The following is a 26,293-nucleotide window of genomic DNA, read 5'->3' as shown; positions in this document are numbered from 1 at the left end:
CTATGATGCACATAAGCTGATTTGTTTTGCTTCTTTCACAGAGCCTTTCTTAACTAAATGCATCACAATGCCAACCAAGACTAAACAAGCAACTAAACCAAATACAAAGCCCTGCCCGACCGCACCAGTCGTTAGATACGTGCCGATTTGATAGGTTAAAAAAGCAGCCACATAGCCAACACCAAACTGGAACGCAATGCCACCAAGCAACCACTTCTTGTTTTCTAGCTCTGCGTTCATCGCACCAATAGCGGCGAAACAAGGTGGTGTAAATAGATTAAACACTAGATATGCAAATGCAGCGACAGAAGAGAGCCCCATAACACTTGCAACATCGGCGCCACCGGATACCAAAGCAAGTTCCTCGGTATCGATGAAGTTCGTAATGCCGTACACAACAGCCAATGTACCAACGACATTTTCTTTCGCAATAAAGCCAGTAATCGCGGCTGCGGCAAGTTGCCATACTCCAAAACCTAATGGAATTAAGATAAAGGCAAACGGAGAAGCAAGGCCGGCCAAAATACTCGTATGCTCGGCACCTTCGGCAACAATTTGAAGCTGCCAATTGAATGTTTGCATAACTTGCACCACAGCGTTGCACAACAAGATAATCGTACCCGCTTTGATAATGAAGGCTTTTGCACGCGAGAAGGTTGACACGATGGCCCGAGAAATACTCGGAAAACGATATTCTGGCAATTCAAGGATAAAGAACGACCGTGTATGTTTTTCACCAGTGATGCGTACGATTAACAAAGCACCCACGATGATGAGCCCTATTCCGGCAAAATACATGCTTGTTCCGACCCATGCTGCATCTTGGAAAAAGACGCCAGCGAAGAGTGCGATGACAGGGAGTTTTGCTCCACAAGGCATAAATGGAGTAAGCATTGCCGTTGTTCTGCGCTGTCTTTCATTTTGAATCGTTCTGGTCGACATGATGCCTGGGATAGCGCACCCAGTCCCGATAACCATTGGAATGATCGATTTTCCAGACAACCCAACTTTCTTAAAAAACCGGTCCATGATGACAGCGACTCGTGCCATATAACCACTGTCTTCTAATAAAGCTAGCAAGAAGAAAAGAACCATAATTAATGGAAGAAACCCAATAACCGCTCCAACACCACCAATGATACCATCCAATAATAGAGCACTGAGTAACGGAGACACGTTGTCCCCTAATAAGCCTTCAACCATGCTATATAACGCATCTATCCAACCGACGAGAAGATCGGCAAGCAACGGGCCAATATGGGTTTGAGATAATGAAAAAACGCACCACATCACAACAGCAAAAATTGGAAGTCCAAACCATTTGTGTGCCAAGATACTGTCTGCGTGATCGTGACGAGTCTTTAGCGAACTTTTTACTTGGCGACTTTCAACGTCTTGAACCAGTGTTTTTACAAAATCGAATCGCTTAGCATCCAATGCTTTCACCGAGTCGACATCTTTTAGCTCCGTCCCTTTATTCCCATCAAAAGGAGCAACCTGTGAATGCCCCCCAATGGAAATTGCGCTTTCAATAACGTTATCCAACCCATTATTGCGGCTCTTTATCGACGCAGTTTCAACGATAGGACAGCCGAGCTTTTCGCTCAATCGAGCAACATCAACGACTGTTTGTCGCGCTTGGTTTAAATCACTTTTGTTTAACGCAACGACAACGGGGATGCCAAGTTCAAGCAATTGTGTTGTAAAGAAAAGGCTGCGACTTAAATTGGTTGAATCAACAATATTTAGAATCACATCGGGTTGTTCATTGAGAATATAGTTTCGAGTGATCGTTTCTTCAGATGTAAAAGGAGACATCGAGTATGCGCCAGGCAAATCGACCACTTTGATCTCGCGGTCAGATTGACTAATCGTAGGTTTAACCAACCCTTCCTTCTTACTAATCGTGACACCGGCCCAGTTGCCGACTCGCTCTATCTTCCCCGTAAGAGCATTAAAGAGTGTCGTTTTGCCGCTGTTGGGGTTACCTGCTAATGCAATTTTCATCGCCTTTCTCTCTCTTTCATTCAATCGCCGAATAAGTAAGCTCTACTTATTCGGTGCGTCGCGTTAAACCAATTGGACCATTCTGGCTAAATCTACATCGATGCTATATCGAGCATCTTTAATGCTGATAACGTAGGTGTCTGAAAGGACCGATACTAGTGTTATCGATTCACCTTTAAAGCAGCCTAAAGTAAACAAAAACTGCACAATTTCTTCGTTATCTTGAATAACCTCTTTTATCTCATATTCCACATTTAACTCAGCATGTGAGAGATTTTTAACCGTGATAACGTCTTCGTTGCTTAGTTGCTTTCCAAATAAAAAGGAGAGTATTTTTTCAGGAAATGGGAACGTCATAGCTTTGTTCAAAATATTATCTCCAAGCAGTTAGAAGTAACATTGGACTTGCGTGTAATCACAGCCTGAGGTCACTCTCATATAAATCTAAATAACAATAATTTTCATTTCATAAGCACGTTAAATGAAAATTATTATCACGACAATAGTCCATGTCATAATTAGGGTTAATGAGAATAAGTGTTTAATGTTTGATTGACATAAATCAAACATTAAACGCCTTTACTACCGTTTTCGTTCTATAAAATGGCCAAAGAATACGACGAATTGAGCAAGTGCCCGACTGACGTTCAGCCGAGCAATCATGCAATGGACATAACTTGGCTGGTTTAGTAATATTGAATACAAATAACAATCAATATCATTACTAAACTAGGTGAGCGTTTGAATTCAGCGAAATTAAAAAAGCAACAGAAGAAGCTGGAAAAGAAGGCCAGTAAAGTTACGACTCTTTCACCAAAGAAAATGAAAGGGTTGAAAAAAGCCCAGCGTAAAGCGAAAACATTAATTGACGACAATATGATAGTGTCGCCTGATATCGCAATGAAGAATATCGCGACGATACCTATCAAAAACCCACCATGTAAAAAGTGCCCAGCATTAAAACTTGGCTTGTGTAAATGTGCGGTTAAGAAATTTAAGATCGCACATTGAATTCATCAATAAACTCTTTCAAAAATAGAATAGATAATCCTTCTCCAATCACAAATTCGATAAATTTGGGAAGTTAACCGCTATTAATGAAACTATAATTAAAGACTAAACAAGTAGTTTAATTCAATAACTTACTATTAACTTAATAATCAATCAGCGTAGAAGTTTCTATTAATGTTATCTAGCTCAACTGGTGAAACTCGATTCATACTGCTACAATTATCAAGGATATTTCAGATAGTTTGAGCTATGTAATAATGGAAGAAATGATGTACATCAAAGAGCGACGAAGAATATTTGGAAAAAATATTATTTTCGGTAAAATTACAACTCTAAAATATATATTAAAAAATTTTCGATTAGTCCGCTATGCTATCTATGCTACTTTATTTATCTCTCTTATAGTCCTCACTATTTATTCAATATCACATCAAAACATTGTTGAAAAAAGAATAGTTCTTCAGACTTCAGAAATTCATACAATGAAAAATAGACTTATGGCTGAATATAAATCCGCCAGTAGCGATTTATTTTATTTTTCTCAGAGTGATATAGCAAAACCGTATTGTTAACGAAAAGCCAACATGAAATACGCCATTTAACATCCTTATTAATAAACATTGGAAGTTTTGAAAATACTTATGACCAAATAAAATTATTAGATGCCCAAGGGCAAGAGGTACTTAGCGTAAGGCAAAACCCAGACCACACATTTTCAACAGTACCCAATCATCAACTTCAAGATCAAAGTGAGCGCTACTTTTTTAAAATAGCGTCTAGTTTAAACCCAGGTGAGATATACATATCAAAATACGATGTTAGTATCGAAACTGGTAAACTTGAAGCTTCTGTAAAACCAATGATTCGCTTCGCAATGGCCATACATAATGAACATGGTCAATTTCTTGGTGTCGGTATTATAAATTATCTTGGATTACGCCTAAACGATATCATTCAATCATTAAATATACATGATGGAGACATCGCCTATCTATTAAATGGTGCAGGTTATTACTTAAACAATGAAAATAAAGATAAAAACTGGACATTTATATTTCCTGAAAAAACACAAACATCTTTTGCGTCTGAGTATCCAGAGGTATGGGCAGAAGTAATACGAAATGGTACAGGAAACATTATACATAATAACGATGAATATTACTTTACCACTTTTAATCTAACTGACTTCCCTTCGAATCATGTTATTAATCATGAAAAATTATTTATTATTATGCATGTCCCTAAAGCTAGTATTTTTAAAGAAGATCAAATATTAAACACCGGGTTGTTCATAGGCATATCTCTCATATACCCATTAATTTTATTTTTAATATATAAACTTGCAATTTCGAGAAATGAACAAGATAAACTGATTGAAAAGCTAAATTTTCAAGCTTATAACGATTCTTTAACTGGTCTCTATAATCGACAAGCTATCTTTGATTTTCTGAGCAAAAATCTCCTAATTAGCCGCCGTAAAAGTACTCCAATCTCTATTGGTTTTGTTGATGTGAATGATTTAAAAAAAATCAATGATATAGAAGGCCATGAAGCTGGTGATGAATTAATAAGAGGCGTATCTAAAGCCATTAATACCTCTATCAGGCAATCCGACTTCGCTGCTCGTATCGGCGGTGATGAGTTTCTCATTATATTTATTGATTGTAATAGAGATAATGCCGAGGCAACGATGCTGCGAATTCAAAAAAATTATCAACAATTAGGAAAAGATATCGGGAAAAGCTGGAGCTTGTGCTACGGTTGCTCGCAAATGCGGGAAGGTGACGACACACCTGAAGCAATGATCGAACGTGCAGATAAGAAAATGTACGCTCAGAAAGAGCAAAGGAAACACGCACAAGATAATGTCAATTTACAAGTAGATAAAAAAGATCTCATTCATATCAGAACTCACAGTATGGACTTAGACAGTGTAACGCAATCTGTGCAGTCCTTAGACCAAAATGGGCATGTGATTGATATCAGCCCAGAATGGTTAATCTTAACGGGTTACACTAGAGAAGAGGCGATAGGAAAGCATTTTACCTATTTTCTTGACCAAGAATCCCAAAATTGTGTTAAAGAAAACTTCCCTCGCATCAAAGGGTATGGCTATGTAAATAATGTTGCCCTGATGATGAGGCGTAAAGATGGAACAATCATTCCAACGACACTAAATGGCACGTCAAAATACGACGACAATGGAGAGTTTACTCAAACGTTTTGCGAGATCACTACTCGTTAACAACCGAGAAAGCCTACTATTATTGGTTTTGATGTCCAACATCTAACTTGGTTGCGCCAACGAGGAATATAAGATTTCGTTATTTGAGCTGAATAGACAGAGGTTCAGCTCCTCTGTCTATTCTAAGAACAAAGCTAAACTTTAAAGTGTCCAGTTAAATCATTCACTTTCGCGCCAGATGCTGCCAAAGAAGCGCTTATTTGACCTGCTTTTTGTAAGTCGTCACTTAAAGTGTTCACCATCTGCTGGATTGTCACCAAATTCTGATTAATGTCTTCTGCAACAGAGCTTTGTTCCTCCGCCGCAGATGCTGTTTGAGTCCCCATATCATAGATAGAACTAACCGCACTTTCTATTCCAGAAAGCCTATCCTGAATAACAGAAGAGTCATCAAGGGTTTGTTCACCTCTTGCTTGGCCAGCCGCCATCGTTGTCACAGCCAATTTAACCCCTGCTTGAAGTGATGACAGCATTTCACCAATCTCTTCCGTGCTTTGTTGAGTCCTACTTGCTAATGAACGCACTTCATCGGCAACAACAGCAAAGCCTCGCCCTTGTTCACCCGCTCGTGCCGCTTCGATGGCCGCATTGAGTGCCAACAAGTTTGTCTGCTCAGCAATACCTCCGATCACTTCGATCACGTTGGTAATTTTGTTGGTTTGATCATTTAGAGATTCAATCGCACCAGATGTGACATTAACTTCATCAACTAACTGATTGATACCGGTCATTGCCGAAGTGACATCTTTTTGTGCTTCGAGAATCAATTGATTGGCTTCATTAATCGCTTCTGACGTGGCGTTGGTGTTGTTCGCAACTTCGCGAGACGTTGCAGCCATTTCTGTCACCGCAGTCACCACACTATCCGTCTCTTGGCTATGATTCTGCATTGTCTGATTTGATTGAGCGGTTTGTTGATCCAAATCTTTAGCCGCTTGCATCACCGCGATCGAGCTGTCTTTCACTTCACTCATTAAAGGCTGCATTTTGTTCATTAAGGTATTAAAAGCCTGACCGAGGGCTGCCAATTCATCATTACCTTTGGTTTCTAAACGGCTGGTTAAATCTCCCCCACCTTGCGCAATATCGTTGAGCTTATCAGACATATTTCTTAATGGAATCAGTGCTCTATTAATAATTACACCAACGATAAAGACGGTAACCAATAAACCAATGGCCGAGATTAACATTGCAAAACGAGCGTCACTTAGAATGGTCTCACTCCGATGATCACGATAAGCATTCACCGCAACATCGACATCATCAATATACACACCGGTCCCTAACACCCAATCCCACTTTGAAAGATGTTCCGCATAACCCAATTTAGGCGCGAGTGCATCGATAGAAGGTTTGTTCCAAGAAAAATAAAGAAAGCCGTCACCTTGTTTAGAAGCATCAATCAAACCTGCAATGATGGGAACACCATTATCGTCTTTAAAACCATATAGGTTTTTGCCTTCAAGTTGCGGTTTAATTGGATGCATCACATTGACACCCTGAGAATCATAAGCAAAGAAATAGCCGTCGTCTGCAAAGCGCATGTTACCTAAGATTTGCTTAGCTTGTGCTATATTTTCTCCGTTCACATCAGCATCATAAAGTGCTTTAATCGCCGTTCGCCCCATTCTCATATGAGCTTTTAATTCTGTTTTTCGCGCTTCAATCAACTCTTCTCGGTATAAAATAGACTGTTGTTCGATGTCTCTTAGTCCATTCCAATAAAATACGCCCGTCACTAACAGTGTGACCACAATAAGTGGAACTATTGTAATAACCAGTAGCTTTCCACGACTTTTTAAGTTCATCATTTTTACTCAGCCTTGTTTCTAACTTAATTTGCAGTTACTTACCCTCTTAAAAACATAGCAGCAAAGACGCTGTTTCACTGACTCAAGACGTGACCTAGAATACGTTTTTAGCAACTAATTGATCAAAGAGGAGTCATAGATTAAATGTGATATAAACATAGTTGCACCTTTTTACTGCAACGGCATTTTGTGTTGTAGGAAGCATGTTACTCGCTCTAAAAAATGAGTATTCTCACAATGTAAAAGGAACAAGTGGCTAAGTTGAAGTGAAGGGAAAAATAAGGAAAGTGTATTCAAGAAGAGTGAGTGAACAACGATAACGCCCCAAATGGATAATAAGTTGTCGTTACCGCAATAACTTTGTTTTGATCTCGAGATTACCGAAAACGTATGAGCCTTTTTAAAGGCTCACTACACGTTAAAGTCGTTTTTATCTAATAGCGATGCTAAAAACTTGCCAGTCGAATGATAATGTTTAACCAAAAGTTGTGAAGCAAGATCGGCATTACGCTCTATTGTCGCATCCAACAATTTTTTATGTTCATCCGATACATTCCTGGACTTATAATTTGTTGTTCTTTCAGCCAAAAATCGATATCGAATATTTTGATCATAGAGCTGCTTAGAATAGCCCAAGAGTATCGGGCTTTGACATTGCCCGATCAACTCAATATGAAAAGACTTGTGTTTAGACTCCCATGAATCAAAGTCTGAAATGTCTGCGCGACTTAGGCGATGATGTAAGATTACAAGGTTTTCTTCCCAATCACTGTCACCAAGTTCGATGCTTTTACGTAGTGCTAAACTATCCAAATCACATCTGAGCATCAGGATTTCATTAAAATTGTCTCTACTCATCGGCGCAACCCGAAAGCCTCGTTGATCGATACGCTCAACTAATCCATCGGATGTCAGCAAACTCAATGCTTCGCGAATCGGAGAAGCACCAATATCCAAAAGCTCTTTGAGCGACTCAATCTTCAACTTTTCACTTGGGGAAAACTCGCATTTTAGAATGCGAATTCTTAGCTGATGATAGACCCGATTAATCGCTGTTTTGCCATTCTGACTGTTCATTTCTTCATTCATAAAATCACTGCTTCAATATCTCGAATAATAATAACGCGGGTTAGCGACGATTCTCAGCACAACACTGATAGCATAGCAAAGCCACCTGTTTGACTTTGCGTAGTGCAATTTTACAAAACATCTTATAGATTCAATAAGTTTGGTTCAATTGTCTCAGTTAGATTATCAACTACTGACAAAGGTATCACTATAATTCTCTCTCAACTGAGCTTTTTGTACCTTACCCATTGTGTTTCTCGGTAGTTCATCTACAAAATACACTCTTTTTGGACGCTTAAATTTAGCAAGCACAGCTTGAGTTTGCCTCGTAATGTCATCAAGTAGTGACGTGGTATCTGTTTCTGCCACGACAACAGCAACGACAGCTTCACCAAAATCTGGGTGAGGTAACCCAATTACCGCCGATTCTTGTACACCGGGAATATCATCAATGACAGCTTCAATCTCTTTAGGGTAAACATTATAACCACCGGAAATAATCAAATCCTTCGAACGACCAACGATTGAAATGTAACCATCATCATCACGTACACCGAGATCACCAGTCAAAAACCATCCTGAATCTCGCAGTTCTTCAGCGGTTTTCTCTGGCATCTTCCAATAGCCAGAAAAGAGGTTCGGCCCTTTCACTTCAATTTGACCAATCTCACCGTTCGCCAACTCTTCACCTGTCGTTGCATCACAGATCTTAATATCAACACCAGGAAGAGGAAAGCCAACCGTTCCAGGTCGTCTATCGCCATCGTAAGGGTTGGACGTATTCATATTGGTTTCCGTCATACCATAACGTTCGAGGATCGCATGTCCAGTTTTCTCTTGCCAAAGCTGATGAGTTTCACTCAACAAAGGAGCGGAACCTGAAACAAAAAGCCGCATTGACGATACCGACTCTTTACTTAAATTCGGCTGTTGCAACAAGCGTACGTAAAAAGTTGGAACACCCATTAATACCGTTGATGTGGACATCTTCTCCATAATTTTATCTGCATCAAAACGAGGTAAGAATTGAAGTTTCGAACCAGCACACAATGTTATATTGATGGCAACAAATAACCCGTGAATATGGAATATTGGCAGAGCATGAATAAGCGTATCCTCGCGAGTAAATTGCCAATAGTCAGCCAGAGTCAATGCATTTGAAGAGAGCGCACCATGAGACAACATCGCGCCTTTGGATCGGCCCGTGGTTCCCGATGTATATAAGATCGCAGCTAAGTCATCTTTATTTCGTTTTACCTCAACATATGCCGACTCAACCGTATTTCGTTGGTCAAATGAAGAGCCTTCGGTGCCGTTGGATGACAAAGTAAGCAATGCGTGCACATTTGCCCTATCGGCAACCGATTTAAGGGTCTTTTCTAAAGTGGGATCACAGACAAATACCGTAGGTTGAGCATCACTCAAAAAATACTCAATTTCGCTCGCCATATAATCCGTATTCAATGGCAAAAAGACACCGCCCGCGAGTATTGTTCCTAAATATAACTCGATGGTCGTAATCGATTTACCCACTTGAACCGCTACTCGATCCCCAGCTTTAACACCATTTTGTTGTAAAACCGCTGCCATTTTCTCAGCGTTATCAAACAATGTCTTGTAACTCACATGGCTGTCGTCGAGCAAGGTTGCAAACAGATTGTCTTCGTACCCTACACTTGCTTTACGCAGGGTATGTGCTAAATAATTTGCATGGTACATGTTTATCATCCTATTGATTTTTTGTGGAATTTCTTAATGGCTGCCGACGTATTTATTTTACCTTCAGACAAAAATTCCTCGTGATTTCGTTCGATTGATTTCAAGTCATATTCATAATTAACCATCAACCCCCAAGAATCGGAAATACCTTTACTTGAAGAGTTCGCCCATAAATTAATCTGCTCAAGATGGGCTCCATTTCCCAAATGGAAACGCGAAACAGGGTCAAATGGGCCACCGTTCTTATGTTTCGCATCGAGTAGGTACTGGCATGCTAATCGATTCAGCTGACTACTGTTTTGAGCTTTAAATTCTTCATCAAATAGAGTGTTACTATCGGTTAAGGATTGGACAAGAGTCGTGCTTGCTTCGTCTAATTCGGGGTTAGTTGCGATCCATTTCCTTAGCCCAGGAACCGGAGACATCGTGATAAAGCGTTTTAAGTTAGGTAACTCACGCTTCAACTCTTCCACGACCTGCTTGATTAAAAAATTCCCGAATGAAATGCCTCTCAACCCGGCTTGGCAATTAGAAATCGAATAGAAAACCGCAGTCGTTGCTTCATTTGGCTCTAATATGTCTCTGTCACCAGATAATATGGATTCGATCGTTATGGGAGTGTGAGTCGTTAACGCAACTTCGACGAAAATTAGCGGCTCTGAGCGCATAGAAGCGTGAAAAAAACCATAAAGTCGACGATCCTGTTCTGCAACTCGCAAACGGAGATCGTCCCAACCCTTGATTTCATGAACCGCTTCGTAAGAGATTATTTTTTCCAGAATTACTGCTGGAGTCGACCAATTGATCACTTCCATGCTTAAAAAGCCACGATTAAACCAGGAATTAAATAAATGGTTTAGATCATGATCCAAACTGGCTAAATTAGGTTCTTGTTTACTTAACCGAATCAAATCCTCACGCAGACTAACAAGCGCTGCCGTGCCGCCTGGTGCTCGATTCAATATCCGAATAAGCTCTTGTGAACGAGGCTCAGAAGCAAAATGAATACTTCGCGCTTCCCTATTGCCCGCCGTTTCTCTCCATTTAGCAAATGCCGCTTCTAACGCTACAACGTCAACACCAAAATCAGAGAAGAGTGCTTGAAAAAAAACGAGCTTTTCTTCATCAGTCAAAGATTGATAATTGTCGAGGATCTCACGTGAAAGCGCCAAACTCGTTGCTTCACCGGTATTATTTAACAACTGTTCACATTTATCCGCGAGAGGAAGTTCAACATTATTTGAGATCATGGTGCTACCTATTTCGGTAACGCGAACCACTAAATCTCCGATCATATTTGTCCAGTTGGGCATAACATACCTCATCTATCAAACGTAATAATATCGATATTATTAGTAATCACACTAAATCATCGCTAAAAACTATGCAAGTGTTAATTTTATGTAAACAGGAATGTAACAAATAAAGCCAATAAAAATGACAAGCGACAAAGTTTACTATTTGAATGAAGAGAGGAAGTAAGCGGCACTTATGACTTCTAAAGTGCCGAGCTTTTTGATTGAAGAGTTATATCGAGGATGTGAGTTATTCACGAGCTTAGGTATCGGAGGCATGCATTGCTTGAGAACGCCCATTTTCTTTGGCTTTATAAAGTGCCGCATCCGCTATTTTCACCATTTCTTTATGTGAAACGTCAATATCTGGATACGTTGAAACACCAGCAGAAATGCCTAGTTGACCAAGAGACAAACCACGAACTTCAAGATGAAGCTCTCTAACACTTTCGATAATTCTATTGGTTAACTCTATCGTTTTCTCTTTAGAAAGATTAGGACAAATAACCGCAAACTCTTCACCACCTAAACGACATACTTCATTTCGTACGTTGCAGATGGATTTAAGCAAGCTTCCCAATTCTTTTAAGACATAATCACCGGCGTCATGACCAAAGTTATCGTTAAACTGCTTAAAATGATCGAGATCGAGCATGATTATCGACAAAGGCATGGAGTCTTGACTTGCAATTAGCCATTCACTTTCGAGCTTATTCTCAAAATAACGTCGATTATATAAACCAGTGAGTGGATCTCGAAGTGCTTGAGAGCGAAGTTTGTCCTGCAAGCGGAGGTTGGAAAGTGCCAACCCTAAATGTTCAGCTAGAGTGTAAGCGAGCTGCTTAATGTCCTCGGATATCAGATTATGTGGGGAGTCAAAATATAAGTGGAATATTCCTACCGTATTGCCATGGGCCGTAAGTGGTATACACAGAGTCATATTTTGTTCATCAGCTTCACACATATGATGGCAGCTAAGACTGTGGTTATCATCTCTTGAAAGGTGAGATTGCCCTTTTCTCATTGCCCAGCAATCATCCGGTGAAAAAGATGTTGCCGCTGGCCAAGGCCCACCCCAATCAATTTCGATTTCCAACAAATTGCGAGACTCTCGCATGATAGAGACACAGCCGTTAATATCTCCCAGTATTCGAGGCACGATATCTTCTACCACCTGCTGAGCCTCACTAATTGTGGTACATGCAGCCAACATATTGGCGAGTTGCCGCAATAGCTCTATTTCTCGAGTGCTCTTGTTAATTCGAACCTCTTGCAGTTTCCTCTCTTCATTAATAACTTGAGTTATCTTTCTCTGGCTATACCAAGATGAGGCTATCAACACTCCCATTGAACAAATCATCAATAGATAAACAATGCCCCGTAAATCCTGAGACATATTATGGATTGACGTCATTGGCATTGCGAGTCTCAGTATATAAACTGAACTGTGCTCTTCATGATGATCGAATTCGGTTAAGCTTGTATTACTTGGCAACACATCTCGATGGGAGCCTTCATGATCATGCCCATGTTTTTCGATTCCAGAATAGTTAATCGTATCATGCTCAGGATCGTCTATTTCTATGCGAGCAGCCACATAAAGAGTCTCTTGGCGACTAATGCTACTAAAACGCTTAGCGATACCTTTCCCGTCTGACAGTGCTAAAACTATCTCAGGACGTTGACCATAATTATCTAAATTGTACACTTCGCGTTTGGTCAATTTTGAATCGCCAAGTACCTTTCCACTTTCGTGGATAATCGTAAATCGGCGCTGGGTAGAGGATTGGGATAGATCACCTAAGAAGCTGTCGACTTCCGCGGGTGTAAGATCATAAAAGTGGTATTTGTGTTCTTTAATCTCGTGATTCACATCATTAAGCAATCCGAGCATATATTCGCTAACAATATCGGTTATCCAGTCGTCAAGCGTCCTATTGTATACATAGCCACCTACCAATATGGAAAGGCCTAACGCTACAACAGGTATATATTGAAACTTGCTAACGGGACGAGCTAGCATACATTCACCTTTTTAACTTACGCTCTTATAAGTCTAGTCTGTAATTAGAAAAACTAAATGGAGACTAAGCTAAACGTTAAAAAGATGCTTATTTTTAAACAGCCACTGAAATGAAAATCTCAGTGGCTGTTGTTTTCGAAAGTCTATTCCCTCTCGATGCTAAAGTTTAAATTTTCCCACAATTTCAACTAATTGATGGTTAACACTCGCAATATTAGTGGCTTCTGAAAGCGCATCTTGGCCATTGCTTTCAAGCTCACTGACCATGTCATTAATTGCTGTCATATTCTTACTGGTTTCAAGCGTAACACTACTTTGTTGCTCAGATGCTGTGGCGATTTGTGAACTCAACTCATTAATATCAACGATTAAACTCGTCATGGTACTTAAGTTACTCGACACCTGAGATATGTCACTAACTGTTTTCTGACAGCGCTCTTTTGTTCCATCCATCGCATTCACCACAGATTGATTTCCTTTAAGCAACGCGCCCAATGAGGTCTCAATCTCCAATGTACTGTCTTTAGTTCGACTCGCTAAGTTTCTCACTTCATCAGCGACAACAGCGAAACCACGCCCATGCTCTCCGGCGCGGGCCGCTTCAATTGCCGCATTTAACGCCAGTAGATTGGTTTGCTCAGCAATAGACTCAATCACACTCAATATTGTGTTGATTCCTTTCGTTTCATCACTCATCGTTTGCACACTTACTGCCGTGCTATCCACATCATCCACGAGCGTGGTGACCGATTGTTGTGCTTGACTCATCGTCTCTTGTGATAACTTACCCGATTCGTTGGCTTTCTCAGTTATATGGGCGGTATTGACGGCGTCGGTTGTCATCGATTCTGCTGTCGAATTCAATTCCTCAATTGCAGTCACAATTTGCTCTGTTTCTCTCGCATGTTTTTGCAAAATATCAGCATTGTGAGTCGATTTAAGATTCAGCTCGTCCACACTTTCCTGAAGAAGGTTAGACGCGGCCTGGATTTCGTGCATCATCGACTGCAGACTTTCGATAAACACATTAATGCCCCCAGCAATCTCACCAAGGTCATCGTTTGTCTCAACATTCAAACGTAACGTTAGGTCACCATCACCACGTGAAAGCCCTAACACCATACGCTTTAACTCTAAAATGGGGCGATAAAGAAGCTGAATAATGAAAAAGGCAACAAGCACACTGATGATACAAGCACTTACTGTAAATATAATGGCGCCATTTCTAGCATCTTCTAATGAAGCAAATGCAACGGATTTATCCAAGCCAACCGTATAGCTCCAAATCTTACCTCCGACCATGATTCTTTTTGAGAACATCAACTTACCGATACCATCAAGTGTATACTCTTGAACGAGTACGTCTTCTTTTAACGTATTCAAGAGCTCAGATTTGATAAGTTCATGTTTCGCTCCAAACTCCCCAACTTTTAAGGAAGGTGAAGAAGAGGCCAATATTTGAGAGTGTTCATCCATAACTAATGATACTGAGCCTGCAAGTGCTTTCGGGTCGTTAACCAACGATGAAAGAAAGTCTAAATTGAGGTCAGCATTAAACACGCCACCTTGAAACTGCTTGGTGATTGAAATAAGCGTGTAATCCTCGCCAGGTGGAGTATGAGGGTTACTAAGCTGAACGTTATTGCTTTTTAGTGCCAATTGATACCAGGGCGCTAACGTCGCGTCACTTGTTGCGCGATGATTTACCCAGGCTGGGTTACTAAATGTCGCGTAACCATCACCATTGCTAAAACCAATCAGAGCCGTTGCCATATTTAGAGACCCACCAATCAGCATGATGCGCTCTATATTGAGTTCAGCGCTTTGTTCTGCGGCATTGTGTGGTAATTCATCGACGATATTACTAACAGAATCGATCTTATCTTGTAAATAAGCCTCTATTTTTTCGCCCTGATTAATCGCGTAGGTTTGTGTGTTCTCGGTTATCATCCGAGTTAATAGCTTCGATTCATTCGAATAGGAAAAGTAGCTATATATTGAGAGAGAAATAGCGACAAGCGCCAAAATGGATATTAGCAAAAGGTTTTTAAAACCAAGATATTTCATTTCAAGTAGTCCTTGTTTACTTCAATCTAACAAGTATTAACATTAATTGAATAGTCACTAACTGCGATGTTGACATGGTTGAGATAGAACAATTAATGCTCTCTCAACGAGTACATCACTCCTTCTGATTTATAAGGCTGACTATTCCAACGTTAACGATAACCAGCTCTCAAATAACCAAGAATTAAAATCATAGTAGGTCTATCTACAGAATGAACAACGCTAGTCACATTTCTGAGATCACTAATTACCCCAGTCAACACTTAAATTGTTCTCGATCAATTTTGAGGTTGATTTTCAGATCTAGATTGCAAATTCTCTTTAAATTCCGTCACCACCACGCTCTTCTCTAGATATGTGTAAATTAATATGAAATAAGTAAAGATAGTACTTGCAGTTCTAACTTCTTACCCTAAAATGATAATAATTATCATTTGCATTGGCGATATTATGATCTCGACATCTTTTTCCGAAGTAACAAAACAATGGGCAAAAAATTCTCAAATACATTTGCGTTATAAACGATCTATTTTGCCCATATTATTGATCGCTCTACTTATCGCTGATCCCACTCGTGACATCATCATAAATACGTTAGCCGATGCATTTTGGGCCGTTTCAGCTTATGTTGCGTTTACTTTGGCGATTTACCACTACCTTTCAGCTTATATCAGCCAAGACAACCGTATCATTCGTCTATATAACCGCTCTCGTCGTTACCAAGTGCTATTCTCCGCACTTTTAGGCGCTCTTCCAGGTTGTGGTGGCGCTATAATAGTGACGACTCAATTTGTTAGCGGCCGAGTTGGGTTTGGCGCTATTGTTGCCGTTCTCACCTCAACCATGGGCGACGCTGCCTTTCTTCTTGTTGCAAGTGAACCTAAAACTGGTCTAGCAGTTATTGCTCTCGGTGTGGTTGTCGGTACTCTTTCTGGTTTTGCTGTTAATGCAATACACCAAGATGACTTTTTAAGACCACTCCAAAAAGTAGATGTCCAGTGCATCAAGACAAATGTTAGCCAGAATGCATTAGAGAAATCAGCAATGAATCTTCAAGGCAAGTTTTGGCAATTCATGCTTGTTCCCGCAACTGTCGTCGCTTTTCTAGGGTCATTTCAAATTGATCTCAATGAAGAATTGCACTTACCCGGGCAAACAATGGAATGGATAGGTGCTATAGCCATTATTATGTGCATGGTTTTTTGGGCGTTAACAAAAGAAATTAAAGATTATGAATCAAGTGTTTCAGAAGATAAAAAAGGGACGTCGTCACACCCGATACAAAAAACAGCTCAAGATACAAATTTTATAAGTGCGTGGGTCATTGGGGCTTTTCTTGCGTTCGAATTAACAACCGCCTTTTTGCACCTTGATCTTGCAGAACTGTTTGCCGGTTGGGGAATGTGGATGCCAATGATTGGATTACTCGTGGGGTTATTACCGGGGTGTGGTCCTCAGATTTTGGTAACCAGTATGTATCTATCTGGTGCTGTACCAATGTCGACACAACTGTCGAATTCAATATCAAATGATGGCGATGCTCTTTTTCCTGCCATTGCTCTTGCACCAAAAGCAGCACTATATGCAACGTTCTACTCTGCGATCCCAGCCTTTATTGTCGGTTATGGGTATTACTTTTTGTTTGAGCTTTAATTTAGAGACGCTCACTATGGTGATTTATCATAGTGAGCATTAATTAACTCAGACAAAATTGTTATTCTATTGATGAAAAATAAATTCTATTTTTGCCTAGCGCTTTGGCTTTATACATCGCCATATCAGCGGACTTCATAATCTCATCCACTTGCATTCCATGAGCAGGGAATATTGCAATCCCAGCACTACCGGTTAACGACAGTTCAACATTACCTTGAAATGAATACGTCGAGAATACCTCATCAAATAGACCTTTAATCATGTCCTCAACATCATTAATACTTGATATGTTCTGTATCAATATAACAAATTCATCACCACCTAACCTTGCAGGAATAATATCAGGTAACGCATTGAAATAACTAAGAAGATCATCATCACTCTGAATAGAAAAATACTCCGACAAGCGCATGGCGAATTTAGACAACAAATCATCACCAATTTTATGACCATAGTTATCATTCACCAGCTTGAAATCATCAAAATCGATAAAAACAAAAGCTCCACTCGACTTCGATTCTGTCATCTTAGAAAGTGCTTGTTCAGAGAGTTGACGGAAGTAATTTCTATTTGGAAGGTTGGTCTGGCCGTCAAAATAGGCCAATTTTGAAATCTCGCGCTCTTTTACCTCAATGTTATTCATCATCAAAATGAAAGAACTTTTTAGATCTCGTATTTCAACTGGCGTGATACTCGATGTATCTACGTTCAGAGCAGTTTTGGAATCGCCTCTCTCGATACGTTTAATCGTTGTGATTAGCTGCTCAAGCGGTTTGATCAATATCATTGAAACAGGGATCGTAATCAATAAAGCAAGACCTAGCCCCAATAGCATCACGAAAATCGCTGTTTCATCAATATTTTGGGCTTTGTTTTCCAATTCCAAGATTGGCTGAGGTACCATCACGCCCCACTTAGCATTCGCGACTGTGGTATATCCGGCTATCATATCGCCCTTTAGAGCAGGAGAATAAAACAACTCCACACCCGTTTTACCTTCCAACATCTTCTGCACTGAGCTGATCATTGAAATGTTCTTGCGTTCTTTTATCCAAGAGTCGAGCGGATGAGCTAATACATTTCCTGCTTGGTCTACAATTGCAGCATGGCCTTTCTCACCAAACGCCACTTTCTTACCCATGGCAACAACGTATTTTGTCGACAAATACGCTAGCATCAATTTATCTTCTTGATGCTTTACTACGAGGAAAATTGGGCCGCTATCAATACTGGGATCTTCTGTAACAGTAGAGACTTTAACCCCTTGTTCTTCAACGGTATTTTGAGCGAGAAGCAGAATGTCATTGCTGATAGTAGCTGGGCATTCAAGGTTGGGATGGAATACACAGTGATCGACTTTTCCTTGGGAATCGACAACCGCAACCATGGTAAACTCAAAACCAGAAAGAAGATTGTTCAAGCCTTCTTTCCCCAGTTTTTCATCTGATTCAGGATCAAGAATTTCAAATACACTTGTCACATCTTGATAATAGCGTTCAAATGCCGTAGAGAGATTTTTCGCGATAACTAAGTGTCGATCTTTAACATCATCTATTTCAGATTCAAGCGCCTTTGAATATGGCCACATCCAAAATAGAGTGGTCGGAACTATGGCAATTAAAATAAAAATAAAAACGAACATGTACCGGAGCTTCATTTTAATTACCTTTCCTAAAAACACATCTCAGCCGATATTATTATTAGCTAATGTCACGCCATCCATATGAAATTGATGGATTATTTGTGCAGAATACTATAATAGTAGACCTTAGTAGTAGAATAGCGAGAAACGGGAACAATTAAAACAAGGAGAACTATTTCAATGTTGAAAGCTTAGTTAAATGAGGGGTCAACCAGTCTTTTTGATTATTACTTTTTAAACGGCATAATCAATAAGTACCATAAGGATGCATGTTCTTTATTATCAGGAATATCTCGTTGACCAATTTCTAGATGCTCATCATCCAGCTCCGCTTTATCACAATAGCTACCAAAAATACGATCCCAAGCACTAATACTGAATCCAAAATTAGAATCACTTTCCTTACGCAGCTGACTATGATGGATGCGATGTACTTTTTGAGTAATGATCAGCCAGCTTAATGGGCGCTCAATCGCAGGCGCTAAGCGAATATTTGCATGATTAAATAAAGCAAAACCATTAAGCATCACTTCAAAGATCAATACGGCTTCCCACGGAATACCAAGCAGTAAAACCAATATCGCTTTATAAAATACACTTAGGGTAATTTCAATTGGATGGAAACGTAACCCTGAACTTACATCGATATGACTGTCCGCATGATGGACTTTATGTAACCGCCATAATACAGGGTTGGTATGGAACACTCTGTGCTGCCAATAGATAGCCATATCTAAAAGAACCACTGAGACTAAGCATATAAACCAAAAAGGTAGAGACATAACATTGAATAGCCCCCACCCATTTTGTGCTGCGAAAAGAGCAGCACCAACCGCACCAGCAGGCAGGGCAAATTTAGCGACAAACGAAGCAACAAAAATAAGTGAAAAGTTTCCCAGCCAACGAGTCGATGCTGAAAGCTTGGATTGGCGTGCTGGTCGCCACGCCTCTATAACCATCATCACTACAAGAACGGTCAAAAACACACCTAAACGTATCGATTGCTGAGACTCTAACATCATTGATTTTCTTGCTCTTTTATCGTGCTAAATCCACCGTAAATACGCGTTACTGTGGTAAATGCACACAACGACGCAAATACATACGCAAAAATGGAAAAATATTGAGGAAATAAACAGCAAAGCACAAACAGCATGATGGTTTCAAATCCTTCCGTCAGCCCTTGCATGTAATAAAAGCTCTTGTGCTTAAACTGAACTTTTTCGATATTAAATTTCTGCGCAACAATCGCAAACGCTAAAAAGCTTGAACCAGTCCCAACAAAACTCACCACAAGAACCAAAGCAGGCAGAGCAAACTGAGCTGGATCTGCCAGAGCAAAACCCAATGGCACAAACGAATAAAACAGAAAATCTAAACAAATATCCAAATAACCCCCTGAAGAGGTAGCGGATTTTTGAGTTCGAGCTAACGCGCCATCTAAACCATCGAATATTCGATTGAGAACGATGAATAGCAGTGCGCCATACCACATTTGCATCGACAACAGCGGAATCGCTATCAACCCAAATGCAAAGCCAACAACCGATACTTGATTTGGGCTGATACCGGCCTTATCGACAGGTTGAACAATCCTAACCAGAAATGGGTTGAGTAACGGCGTTATTCTCGCATCTAACATTGACTAACCTCCATAGAAGCAAAGTTCTCTTCATTTACCCTTAGTCGGTTAAAGTCGATGCCGTAGCAAGCATCGACTTGGTCTCTAAACCATTGAAAGTATTTATTTATACCTGATCTTACTCTCCAGGCATAAAAATGGACAGTATAATTTGCTTGCACAGTAGCGCTAGTAGCTACCATGCAAACAAGTAATAACTGCTTATTCAACGTCATTTAATCCCCAATCATAATCAAGGTATTTTATTTTATACTTTTGCTCGTTGAGTGCCGCTGAATCGGCGCCAAGATCTTTTGCATAATCCGCTAGAAATACCTGTAGCGATCCGCTTTTGTCGGCAAAGTCTTTACCATACCATTTAAAAATTGATGATAGGTGTAAGGTATTTCCATCGAGATAGTTACGGCTGCTGTCCGATAGAAAGGAGTGTGTTTGTTCCTCCAATTGTGCGGACAACTCTTGCTCATTGTATGCTTCATTTCGTAGTGCTGGGCATCCAATACTGGCGCAATTTACCGCAAAATGAATCCGCGGCTCGTCGAAGACCCCAGCTTCGCGAATCAAACCATGTTCAACGTCATCAAGGGAACGCTTTTCTCCAAGTAAAGAAACCACATCTTTACTCCAAGGAGATGAGAATACATTTCCAAGATCTTTGATTGAATCAAGATCAGGGTATTTCGTTAGAATAAATGACACTGTATTGGCGTTATAGCTGTTAATTAAAAATGCCAACTGTTTGTCTTTATTCCAAGCTTGGTATTGTTCTTGACTAACGGCTGCTAACGAGTCGATATAAGAATTTAGCTCAGCTTTGTCATTTGCAAACCCTTTATAATCTACCGCAGTACTCGCACCATTATTTATCTCTTTGATATGTTTATTCAGTAGAGAATCCCACTGTTCGTGCATTGCTTGAGCATTGCTGGCAAAAGCCAGCACGCTCATTACTAAAATTTTCTTCAACATAATTAACCTCGACGCCACGTATGGAACTTCTCAAGCCATTCAAGTACTTTTTCTGGAGCATGTGCGCGTTTCCACTCACCTGCTGCGTATTTTGCACCTTCTGCCCATGTTGGATACGCGTGAATCGTTCCTAATATTTTATTCATTCCAAGACCATGTTTCATGGCTAATACGAACTCAGCAATTAAATCACCAGCGTGTTCTGACACAATCGTAACACCCAAGATTTTATCTTTGCCTTTTGGTGTGATAACTCGGATGAATCCGGTTGTCGCACTTTCAGCAATTGCTCGGTCAAGTTCTTCGAATTGGAATGTCGTCACTTCGTAGTCGATTCCTTTCTCCTTAGCTTCACGCTCATTGATCCCAACACGTGCCACTTCTGGGTCAATAAAGGTTGTCCATGGAATCACTCGGTAATCTACTTTGAACTTTTTGAAGGTTCCAAATAAACCATTTACTGCGGCATACCATGCTTGGTGTGCAGCCACGTGAGTGAACTGATAAGGTCCAACAACATCGCCAGCAGCTAAAATATTCGGGAATTTCGTTTGTAGATATTCATTGGTTTCAAGTGTACGACCCGTTTCAATACCTAACTCTTCAAGACCGTAGCCCGTTAAGCGTGCTGCACGTCCCACTGCACAGATGATTTGGTCATACTCTAATGCTTGTTCAACACCATCCACTTCCACGATCAATTGCTTTTGGTCACCTGCAGTTTCAAAGCGCAATGCTTTAGTGCTCGTACGTACGTTGACACCACTAGCTTGTAACGTCGATAGTGCGAGTGCAGCGACATCATCATCTTCACGCCCCATAATTTGAGGGCCCATTTCAACCATATCTACATTTGAACCTAGACGAGCGAAGCTTTGTGCAAGTTCACACCCGATAGGACCACCACCCAATACCACTAGGCGTTTCGGTGCTTCATCAAGCTTGGCAAATTCATTCCATAAAGTATCAGAGGTAACATAGCCACTGTCTTCGATTCCTTGTAGAGGTGGAACAAATGGACGAGCACCTGTTGCGATAACGATAGTACGAGTCGTTAAACGCTGAACTTCACCCGTATTTAATGTGACTTCTACTGTCCACGGGTCAAGAATTTTCCCGTACCCTTTCAATACTTCAACACCTAAACCTTCATAACGTTCAACACTGTCGTGAGGAGCGATATCTGCAATAACTTGGTGTACTCGAGCAAATACCTTTTTGAAGTTCAGCTTAGGTTCAGTATCTTCCAAACCATAGCGACTGGCGTGGCGAACTTGCTGAGCAACCTTAGCACTCTTAATTAGTGCCTTTGATGGTACGCAACCGTAGTTCAAACAGTCACCGCCCATCTCTCCAGCTTCGAGTAATGTCACCTTTGCTTTTACAGCAGCGGCAATATAACTCGATACTAGACCACCAGCACCACCACCGAGAACAACCATGTCACGGTCAAATTTTTCAGGTTTTGTGTAACCTTGGTATACACGTCTACTTTGAATAGCATCTACAATCATTTTGGCAATCCATGGGAAAATGCCCAGTAGGGCGAATGAGAATAATAGCCCTGGAGATAGAATCCCCGATAGGCTGTCGATTTGAGCAAGTTGTGTCCCTGTGTTAACGAACACGAATGTTCCTGCTAGCATCCCTACTTGGCTAACCCAGTAGAAAGTACGAACTTTGATAGAGGTTAAACCCATCAATAAGTTAATTAGGAAGAATGGAAATATTGGTACTAAACGCAACGTAAAGAGGTAAAACGCACCCTGCTTTTCAATGCCTGCATTAATATTATGGAGTTTGTCACCGAAACGAGTCGTTACCCAGTCACGTAATACATAACGCGCAACCAAGAAAGCAAGTGTAGCGCCGACACTTGAAGCAAAGGACGCCAACAACAGCCCTTTCCATAAACCAAATAACGCTCCAGCGGCTAACGTCAAAATCGCAGCTCCTGGCAAGGAAAGTGCCGTCACAGCGACATAAACCACAAAGAACAACACTGCACTCAAGAATGGAGAATTCTCTATTCCTTGTTCTAACGTACTCATCGAGCCTTTCAGTCCTGATAACGTTAAATAATGGTGAAGATCGAGACCAAAAAACACCGCGATTAACGCGATGGCTAGGCCCAGTATCAATATTTTCTTGTTCATAAAATGACTCTTCTATTAAAAATGGGTTAAAGTGAAACGTAATATAAATTCTCTATTTTTTACGTTGCTTTCAATTAGACGGTGAAGGACGATGTTTATTACAGTTAATTAAAAATTATTTTCACAAATCATATAAATTCAAAACATCATCAACATAAATGCTTTACATTTTGGTACTGTTATAGCGAAAAGTTCCATATAAAGTATAGCTGCAATAGATTGATAATATTGACAATAAGAGTATTTACCGCAAATAAGTAAGATGAATAATTGTAGCCTCATGCTAAATCACATCGAAAACCTCCAATGACAGACCGACTAACACTTAATTGACTTTAAAAGGAAAGTAGATGGATAAGCGCCAAATCGATACACCTAATTTAGATGTAAATCAATTAGATACCCCGTTTCTAGCTCTAAATAAAACTAAATTTTTAGCCAATATACAAAGGCTGGATCTTCGTCTGAAACGTTTTGGTGTAACACTTCGTCCTCATCTAAAAACGGTTCGAAGTATTGATGCCGCAAATTGCATTTTGAAACACAAAACTGACCCCATTACCGTCTCAACTCTCGCAGAAGCAGAAAGTTTTGCGGCATCTGGATACTCTAATCAGGTCTATGCGGTAGGTATTTCTCCAACAAAACTCAATAGAATCGAGGCGTTACGCGCGAAAGGCATTGATATTACATTGTTACTCGATAGCATTGAACAAGCTCAACTTGTTGCCCAATATTGTAACGATCACCATTGCCAACTCCCTTGTCTCATTGAAATTGATAGTGATGATGTTAGAGCTGGCATTCGTCACGATGACCCTGTGTTGCTCTCAATTGCGAATCAACTCAATCAAACTCAGCCATTGCTCCGTGGTGTTCTTACCCATGCCGGTGGATCCTATAAATGCAAATCTGCTGAAGAAATCACGGCCATCGCTCATCAAGAGATTGAAGCCGTTGTCGCCGCCGTCAATATTCTCAAACATTCGGGTTTTTCGTGTGAAATCGTTAGCGTAGGTTCTACCCCAACAGCCTATCTTGCTGAACATTTCGAAGGCGTGAGTGAAGTACGTGCTGGGGTATATCATTTCTTCGACTTAGTCATGGCCGATTTGGGTGTTTGTCAGCTTGATGATATCGCATTAAGCGTAACCACATCGATCATTGGTCACAATCAACGAAAAGGATGGCTGATCGTCGATGCTGGTTGGACTGCATTATCTTCTGATGCTGGAAGTTCCGACATTCAAGGCTTTGGCGTCGTTGTTGATCAGCTCGGTCATATATACCCCGACTTAAGAGTAACAAAATTAAGTCAAGAACATGGCATCGTTACCAATATTCATGGTGATGCTATCTCATTCAGTGATTTTCCAATTGGAAGCCAGCTGTCTATTTTACCCAATCATGCTTGCTCAATGGCAACCATGCACACTCATTACATAGTCACAGATCATAACTCAACCCAATTTGAGGTATGGCCTCGCATACAAGGTTGGTGATATTGACTTGCTGACAAATAAAGAACAACCCTGGTCACATGAAACATTCAGGCGATATCTTGAAAACCAGCAAGGAGATGATGAATACATAACCTTCGTAAAGATAAGTAAATTGCTCAAGTGAGCCTTGTGTCGATCACTATTTAATCGCATGCTGTTTTTATGAATTCTCACTTATGATATAGGTTTCAAAATGAAGACGTTGCTGCTATTAACCCAACTTGGCAGAAGCATTCATTTTCATGCCCTAATTTGGTGTCATTGACTCGCAAAAAAATTCGGAAAAAAAACTGACCATGAAAAAAACAACTAAACGTATTCTTACCGTTGCCATTGTCGTCGCTCTTCTCGGAGGCGGAGGAGCTTATTGGTACAGTTCAAAATCCGAACCGCCTATTTCATTCGCCACCGATATCGTACGAAAAGACGATATACAAAACACGGTGCTGGCTAATGGCATGTTGCAAGCGTCCAAACTCGTAAGCGTTGGCTCCCAAGTGTCGGGTCAAATTCTAAAAATTAACCCTTCATTAGGAGATGGGGTCAAGAAAGGAGACATTCTTGCTCAAATCGATAGTCTGACCCAAGAAAATGAACTCAAAGAAGCTCAAGCCTCACTTGCCAGTTTGCGAGCGCAATATGAAGCAAAACAAGCTGAGATTCACCAGTATCAACAAACCTTCAATCGTCAAAAAGCCATGTTTGCGGATAATGCGAGCTCTCTATCCGATTATGAATCTGCCCAGTCTAATTTGGCGATATCTAAAGCTGAACTCAAGCAACTTGCCGCCCAAATCGACCAAGCAATAATCAGTGTTGACTCGGCCAAATTAGATCTGAGCTACACCACTATCATTGCTCCGATGGATGGTACTGTCGTCTATATTGCTGTCGAAGCTGGTCAAACCGTAAACGCCAGTCAAAACACTCCAACAATTGTTGAACTCGCTGAGCTTAATATGATGACCGTAAAGTCTGAAATCTCCGAAGCGGATGTAATCAATGTCGAACCCGGTCAACCCGTCGAGTTTACAATTCTGGGGCAACCGAATCACAATTACAAAGCGACGCTTCGTGCCATTGAGCCTGGCCCTACCTCGATGGATGGGGACGACAGTGATATGACATCCGATGATTCAGATGCCATTTATTACAATGGATTATTCGATATTGAGAACCCAAGAGGAAAGCTGCGTATTGGCATGACTGCTCAAGTCTCGATCATCGTTGACCAATCAAAAGATGCATTAGTCATCCCAGCACAAGTTCTTCAAAAAATTCCTAAGCGTGGGTACTACCGTGTACCGATCCTCGTCAACGACCAAGTCGAATATAAAGAGGTAAAAGTCGGAATCAACAACAAAGTGAATGCTGAAATTATCGAAGGCTTGTCCGAAGGTGACGAAATTGTTCTTGGTGATTCGAATGGAAGTACCACCGTGCCTAGACGTTTCAAACGTTCACCGATGGGAATCTAACC

The 26,293-nt window shown here is 40.6% G+C and carries 18 protein-coding genes; 5 read left to right on the top strand and 13 right to left on the bottom strand.

The features are described 5' to 3' along the window. Positions 1 to 2,007, bottom strand: a complete 2,007-nt coding sequence (feoB, locus tag ACWU4D_RS04685; RefSeq protein WP_456050234.1) for a ferrous iron transporter B — start codon at positions 2,005 to 2,007, stop codon at positions 1 to 3. Positions 2,008 to 2,070: 63 nt separating this feature from the next. After that, positions 2,071 to 2,376: a FeoA family protein gene (locus tag ACWU4D_RS04680; RefSeq protein ID WP_456050233.1), complete on the bottom strand. Its 306-nt coding sequence runs from the start codon at positions 2,374 to 2,376 to the stop codon at positions 2,071 to 2,073. Between the two features lie 372 nt (positions 2,377 to 2,748). Between ACWU4D_RS04680 and ACWU4D_RS04675 the strand changes: the two genes are divergently transcribed. Together ACWU4D_RS04675 and ACWU4D_RS04670 are read left to right on the top strand one after the other, a co-directional pair. After that, positions 2,749 to 3,018 (top strand): hypothetical protein, encoded by a 270-nt coding sequence (locus ACWU4D_RS04675; RefSeq protein WP_456050232.1) that lies wholly within the window; start codon positions 2,749 to 2,751, stop codon positions 3,016 to 3,018. 565 nt (positions 3,019 to 3,583) lie between these two features. Further along, on the top strand, positions 3,584 to 5,263 hold the full coding sequence (locus ACWU4D_RS04670; RefSeq protein WP_456050231.1) for a diguanylate cyclase domain-containing protein: 1,680 nt from the start codon (positions 3,584 to 3,586) through the stop codon (positions 5,261 to 5,263). A 134-nt stretch (positions 5,264 to 5,397) separates the two neighbouring features. On the opposite strand, the gene ACWU4D_RS04665 is transcribed toward ACWU4D_RS04670, so the two are convergent. The 6 genes from ACWU4D_RS04665 to ACWU4D_RS04640 form a co-directional block, all read right to left on the bottom strand. Beyond that, positions 5,398 to 7,074, bottom strand: coding sequence for a methyl-accepting chemotaxis protein (locus ACWU4D_RS04665; RefSeq protein ID WP_456050230.1), 1,677 nt, complete (start codon positions 7,072 to 7,074; stop codon positions 5,398 to 5,400). Between the two features lie 411 nt (positions 7,075 to 7,485). Next, the gene (locus ACWU4D_RS04660; RefSeq protein ID WP_456050229.1) at positions 7,486 to 8,163 is read right to left on the bottom strand and encodes a GntR family transcriptional regulator; all 678 of its coding nucleotides are present in this window, start codon (positions 8,161 to 8,163) and stop codon (positions 7,486 to 7,488) included. Between the two features lie 165 nt (positions 8,164 to 8,328). Then, positions 8,329 to 9,861, bottom strand: a complete 1,533-nt coding sequence (locus tag ACWU4D_RS04655) for a malonate--CoA ligase (RefSeq protein ID WP_456050228.1) — start codon at positions 9,859 to 9,861, stop codon at positions 8,329 to 8,331. A 5-nt stretch (positions 9,862 to 9,866) separates the two neighbouring features. Then, the gene (locus tag ACWU4D_RS04650; protein ID WP_456050227.1) at positions 9,867 to 11,174 is read right to left on the bottom strand and encodes a malonyl-CoA decarboxylase domain-containing protein; all 1,308 of its coding nucleotides are present in this window, start codon (positions 11,172 to 11,174) and stop codon (positions 9,867 to 9,869) included. 244 nt (positions 11,175 to 11,418) lie between these two features. Beyond that, positions 11,419 to 13,179, bottom strand: a complete 1,761-nt coding sequence (locus ACWU4D_RS04645; RefSeq protein ID WP_456050226.1) for a sensor domain-containing diguanylate cyclase — start codon at positions 13,177 to 13,179, stop codon at positions 11,419 to 11,421. Between the two features lie 159 nt (positions 13,180 to 13,338). After that, positions 13,339 to 15,246 carry a methyl-accepting chemotaxis protein gene (locus tag ACWU4D_RS04640; RefSeq protein ID WP_456050225.1) on the bottom strand — a complete coding sequence of 636 codons (1,908 nt, stop codon included), beginning with the start codon at positions 15,244 to 15,246 and terminating at the stop codon, positions 13,339 to 13,341. Between the two features lie 450 nt (positions 15,247 to 15,696). Here ACWU4D_RS04640 and ACWU4D_RS04635 point away from each other — a divergent pair, with 450 nt between their 5' ends. Then, positions 15,697 to 16,899: a putative manganese transporter gene (locus tag ACWU4D_RS04635; protein WP_456050224.1), complete on the top strand. Its 1,203-nt coding sequence runs from the start codon at positions 15,697 to 15,699 to the stop codon at positions 16,897 to 16,899. A gap of 61 nt (positions 16,900 to 16,960) precedes the next feature. Here the strand turns inward: ACWU4D_RS04635 and ACWU4D_RS04630 are convergent, their stop codons facing one another. The 5 genes from ACWU4D_RS04630 to ACWU4D_RS04610 all read right to left on the bottom strand — a co-directional run bounded on the left by ACWU4D_RS04630 (position 16,961) and on the right by ACWU4D_RS04610 (position 23,311). After that, positions 16,961 to 18,559 (bottom strand): diguanylate cyclase domain-containing protein, encoded by a 1,599-nt coding sequence (locus tag ACWU4D_RS04630; protein ID WP_456050223.1) that lies wholly within the window; start codon positions 18,557 to 18,559, stop codon positions 16,961 to 16,963. A gap of 212 nt (positions 18,560 to 18,771) precedes the next feature. Further along, the gene (locus ACWU4D_RS04625) at positions 18,772 to 19,566 is read right to left on the bottom strand and encodes a sterol desaturase family protein (protein WP_456050222.1); all 795 of its coding nucleotides are present in this window, start codon (positions 19,564 to 19,566) and stop codon (positions 18,772 to 18,774) included. Further along, positions 19,563 to 20,186 carry a CDP-alcohol phosphatidyltransferase family protein gene (locus ACWU4D_RS04620; RefSeq protein ID WP_456050221.1) on the bottom strand — a complete coding sequence of 208 codons (624 nt, stop codon included), beginning with the start codon at positions 20,184 to 20,186 and terminating at the stop codon, positions 19,563 to 19,565. Before ACWU4D_RS04620 ends, ACWU4D_RS04625 begins: the two co-directional genes overlap by 4 nt. Before the next feature lie 201 nt (positions 20,187 to 20,387). Further along, positions 20,388 to 21,155: a DUF547 domain-containing protein gene (locus ACWU4D_RS04615; RefSeq protein ID WP_456050220.1), complete on the bottom strand. Its 768-nt coding sequence runs from the start codon at positions 21,153 to 21,155 to the stop codon at positions 20,388 to 20,390. 2 nt (positions 21,156 to 21,157) lie between these two features. After that, positions 21,158 to 23,311: an FAD-dependent oxidoreductase gene (locus ACWU4D_RS04610; RefSeq protein WP_456050219.1), complete on the bottom strand. Its 2,154-nt coding sequence runs from the start codon at positions 23,309 to 23,311 to the stop codon at positions 21,158 to 21,160. 350 nt (positions 23,312 to 23,661) lie between these two features. On the opposite strand from ACWU4D_RS04610, the gene ACWU4D_RS04605 reads away from it, so the two are divergent. Beyond that, the gene (locus tag ACWU4D_RS04605; RefSeq protein ID WP_456050218.1) at positions 23,662 to 24,813 is read left to right on the top strand and encodes an alanine racemase; all 1,152 of its coding nucleotides are present in this window, start codon (positions 23,662 to 23,664) and stop codon (positions 24,811 to 24,813) included. 296 nt (positions 24,814 to 25,109) lie between these two features. Further along, a complete protein-coding gene (locus ACWU4D_RS04600; RefSeq protein ID WP_456050217.1) occupies positions 25,110 to 26,291 on the top strand; it encodes an efflux RND transporter periplasmic adaptor subunit in 1,182 nt (393 codons plus the stop codon). Positions 26,292 to 26,293 lie beyond the last annotated feature (2 nt).

This window comes from Vibrio phycocola (genome assembly GCF_053850235.1).
This window is presented reverse-complemented; position numbering and strand designations above follow the sequence as displayed.

Coding starts and splice junctions, on each gene's coding strand:
- ACWU4D_RS04625 (WP_456050222.1), bottom strand. CDS start 19,566: ATGATGTTAGAGTCTCAGCAATCGATACGTTTAGGTGTGTTTTTGACC.
- ACWU4D_RS04605 (WP_456050218.1), top strand. CDS start 23,662: ATGGATAAGCGCCAAATCGATACACCTAATTTAGATGTAAATCAATTA.
- ACWU4D_RS04650 (WP_456050227.1), bottom strand. CDS start 11,174: ATGCCCAACTGGACAAATATGATCGGAGATTTAGTGGTTCGCGTTACC.
- ACWU4D_RS04615 (WP_456050220.1), bottom strand. CDS start 21,155: ATGTTGAAGAAAATTTTAGTAATGAGCGTGCTGGCTTTTGCCAGCAAT.
- ACWU4D_RS04620 (WP_456050221.1), bottom strand. CDS start 20,186: ATGTTAGATGCGAGAATAACGCCGTTACTCAACCCATTTCTGGTTAGG.
- ACWU4D_RS04610 (WP_456050219.1), bottom strand. CDS start 23,311: ATGAACAAGAAAATATTGATACTGGGCCTAGCCATCGCGTTAATCGCG.
- ACWU4D_RS04660 (WP_456050229.1), bottom strand. CDS start 8,163: ATGAATGAAGAAATGAACAGTCAGAATGGCAAAACAGCGATTAATCGG.
- ACWU4D_RS04645 (WP_456050226.1), bottom strand. CDS start 13,179: ATGCTAGCTCGTCCCGTTAGCAAGTTTCAATATATACCTGTTGTAGCG.
- feoB (WP_456050234.1), bottom strand. CDS start 2,007: ATGAAAATTGCATTAGCAGGTAACCCCAACAGCGGCAAAACGACACTC.
- ACWU4D_RS04640 (WP_456050225.1), bottom strand. CDS start 15,246: ATGAAATATCTTGGTTTTAAAAACCTTTTGCTAATATCCATTTTGGCG.
- ACWU4D_RS04630 (WP_456050223.1), bottom strand. CDS start 18,559: ATGAAGCTCCGGTACATGTTCGTTTTTATTTTTATTTTAATTGCCATA.
- ACWU4D_RS04665 (WP_456050230.1), bottom strand. CDS start 7,074: ATGATGAACTTAAAAAGTCGTGGAAAGCTACTGGTTATTACAATAGTT.
- ACWU4D_RS04655 (WP_456050228.1), bottom strand. CDS start 9,861: ATGTACCATGCAAATTATTTAGCACATACCCTGCGTAAAGCAAGTGTA.
- ACWU4D_RS04635 (WP_456050224.1), top strand. CDS start 15,697: ATGATCTCGACATCTTTTTCCGAAGTAACAAAACAATGGGCAAAAAAT.
- ACWU4D_RS04600 (WP_456050217.1), top strand. CDS start 25,110: ATGAAAAAAACAACTAAACGTATTCTTACCGTTGCCATTGTCGTCGCT.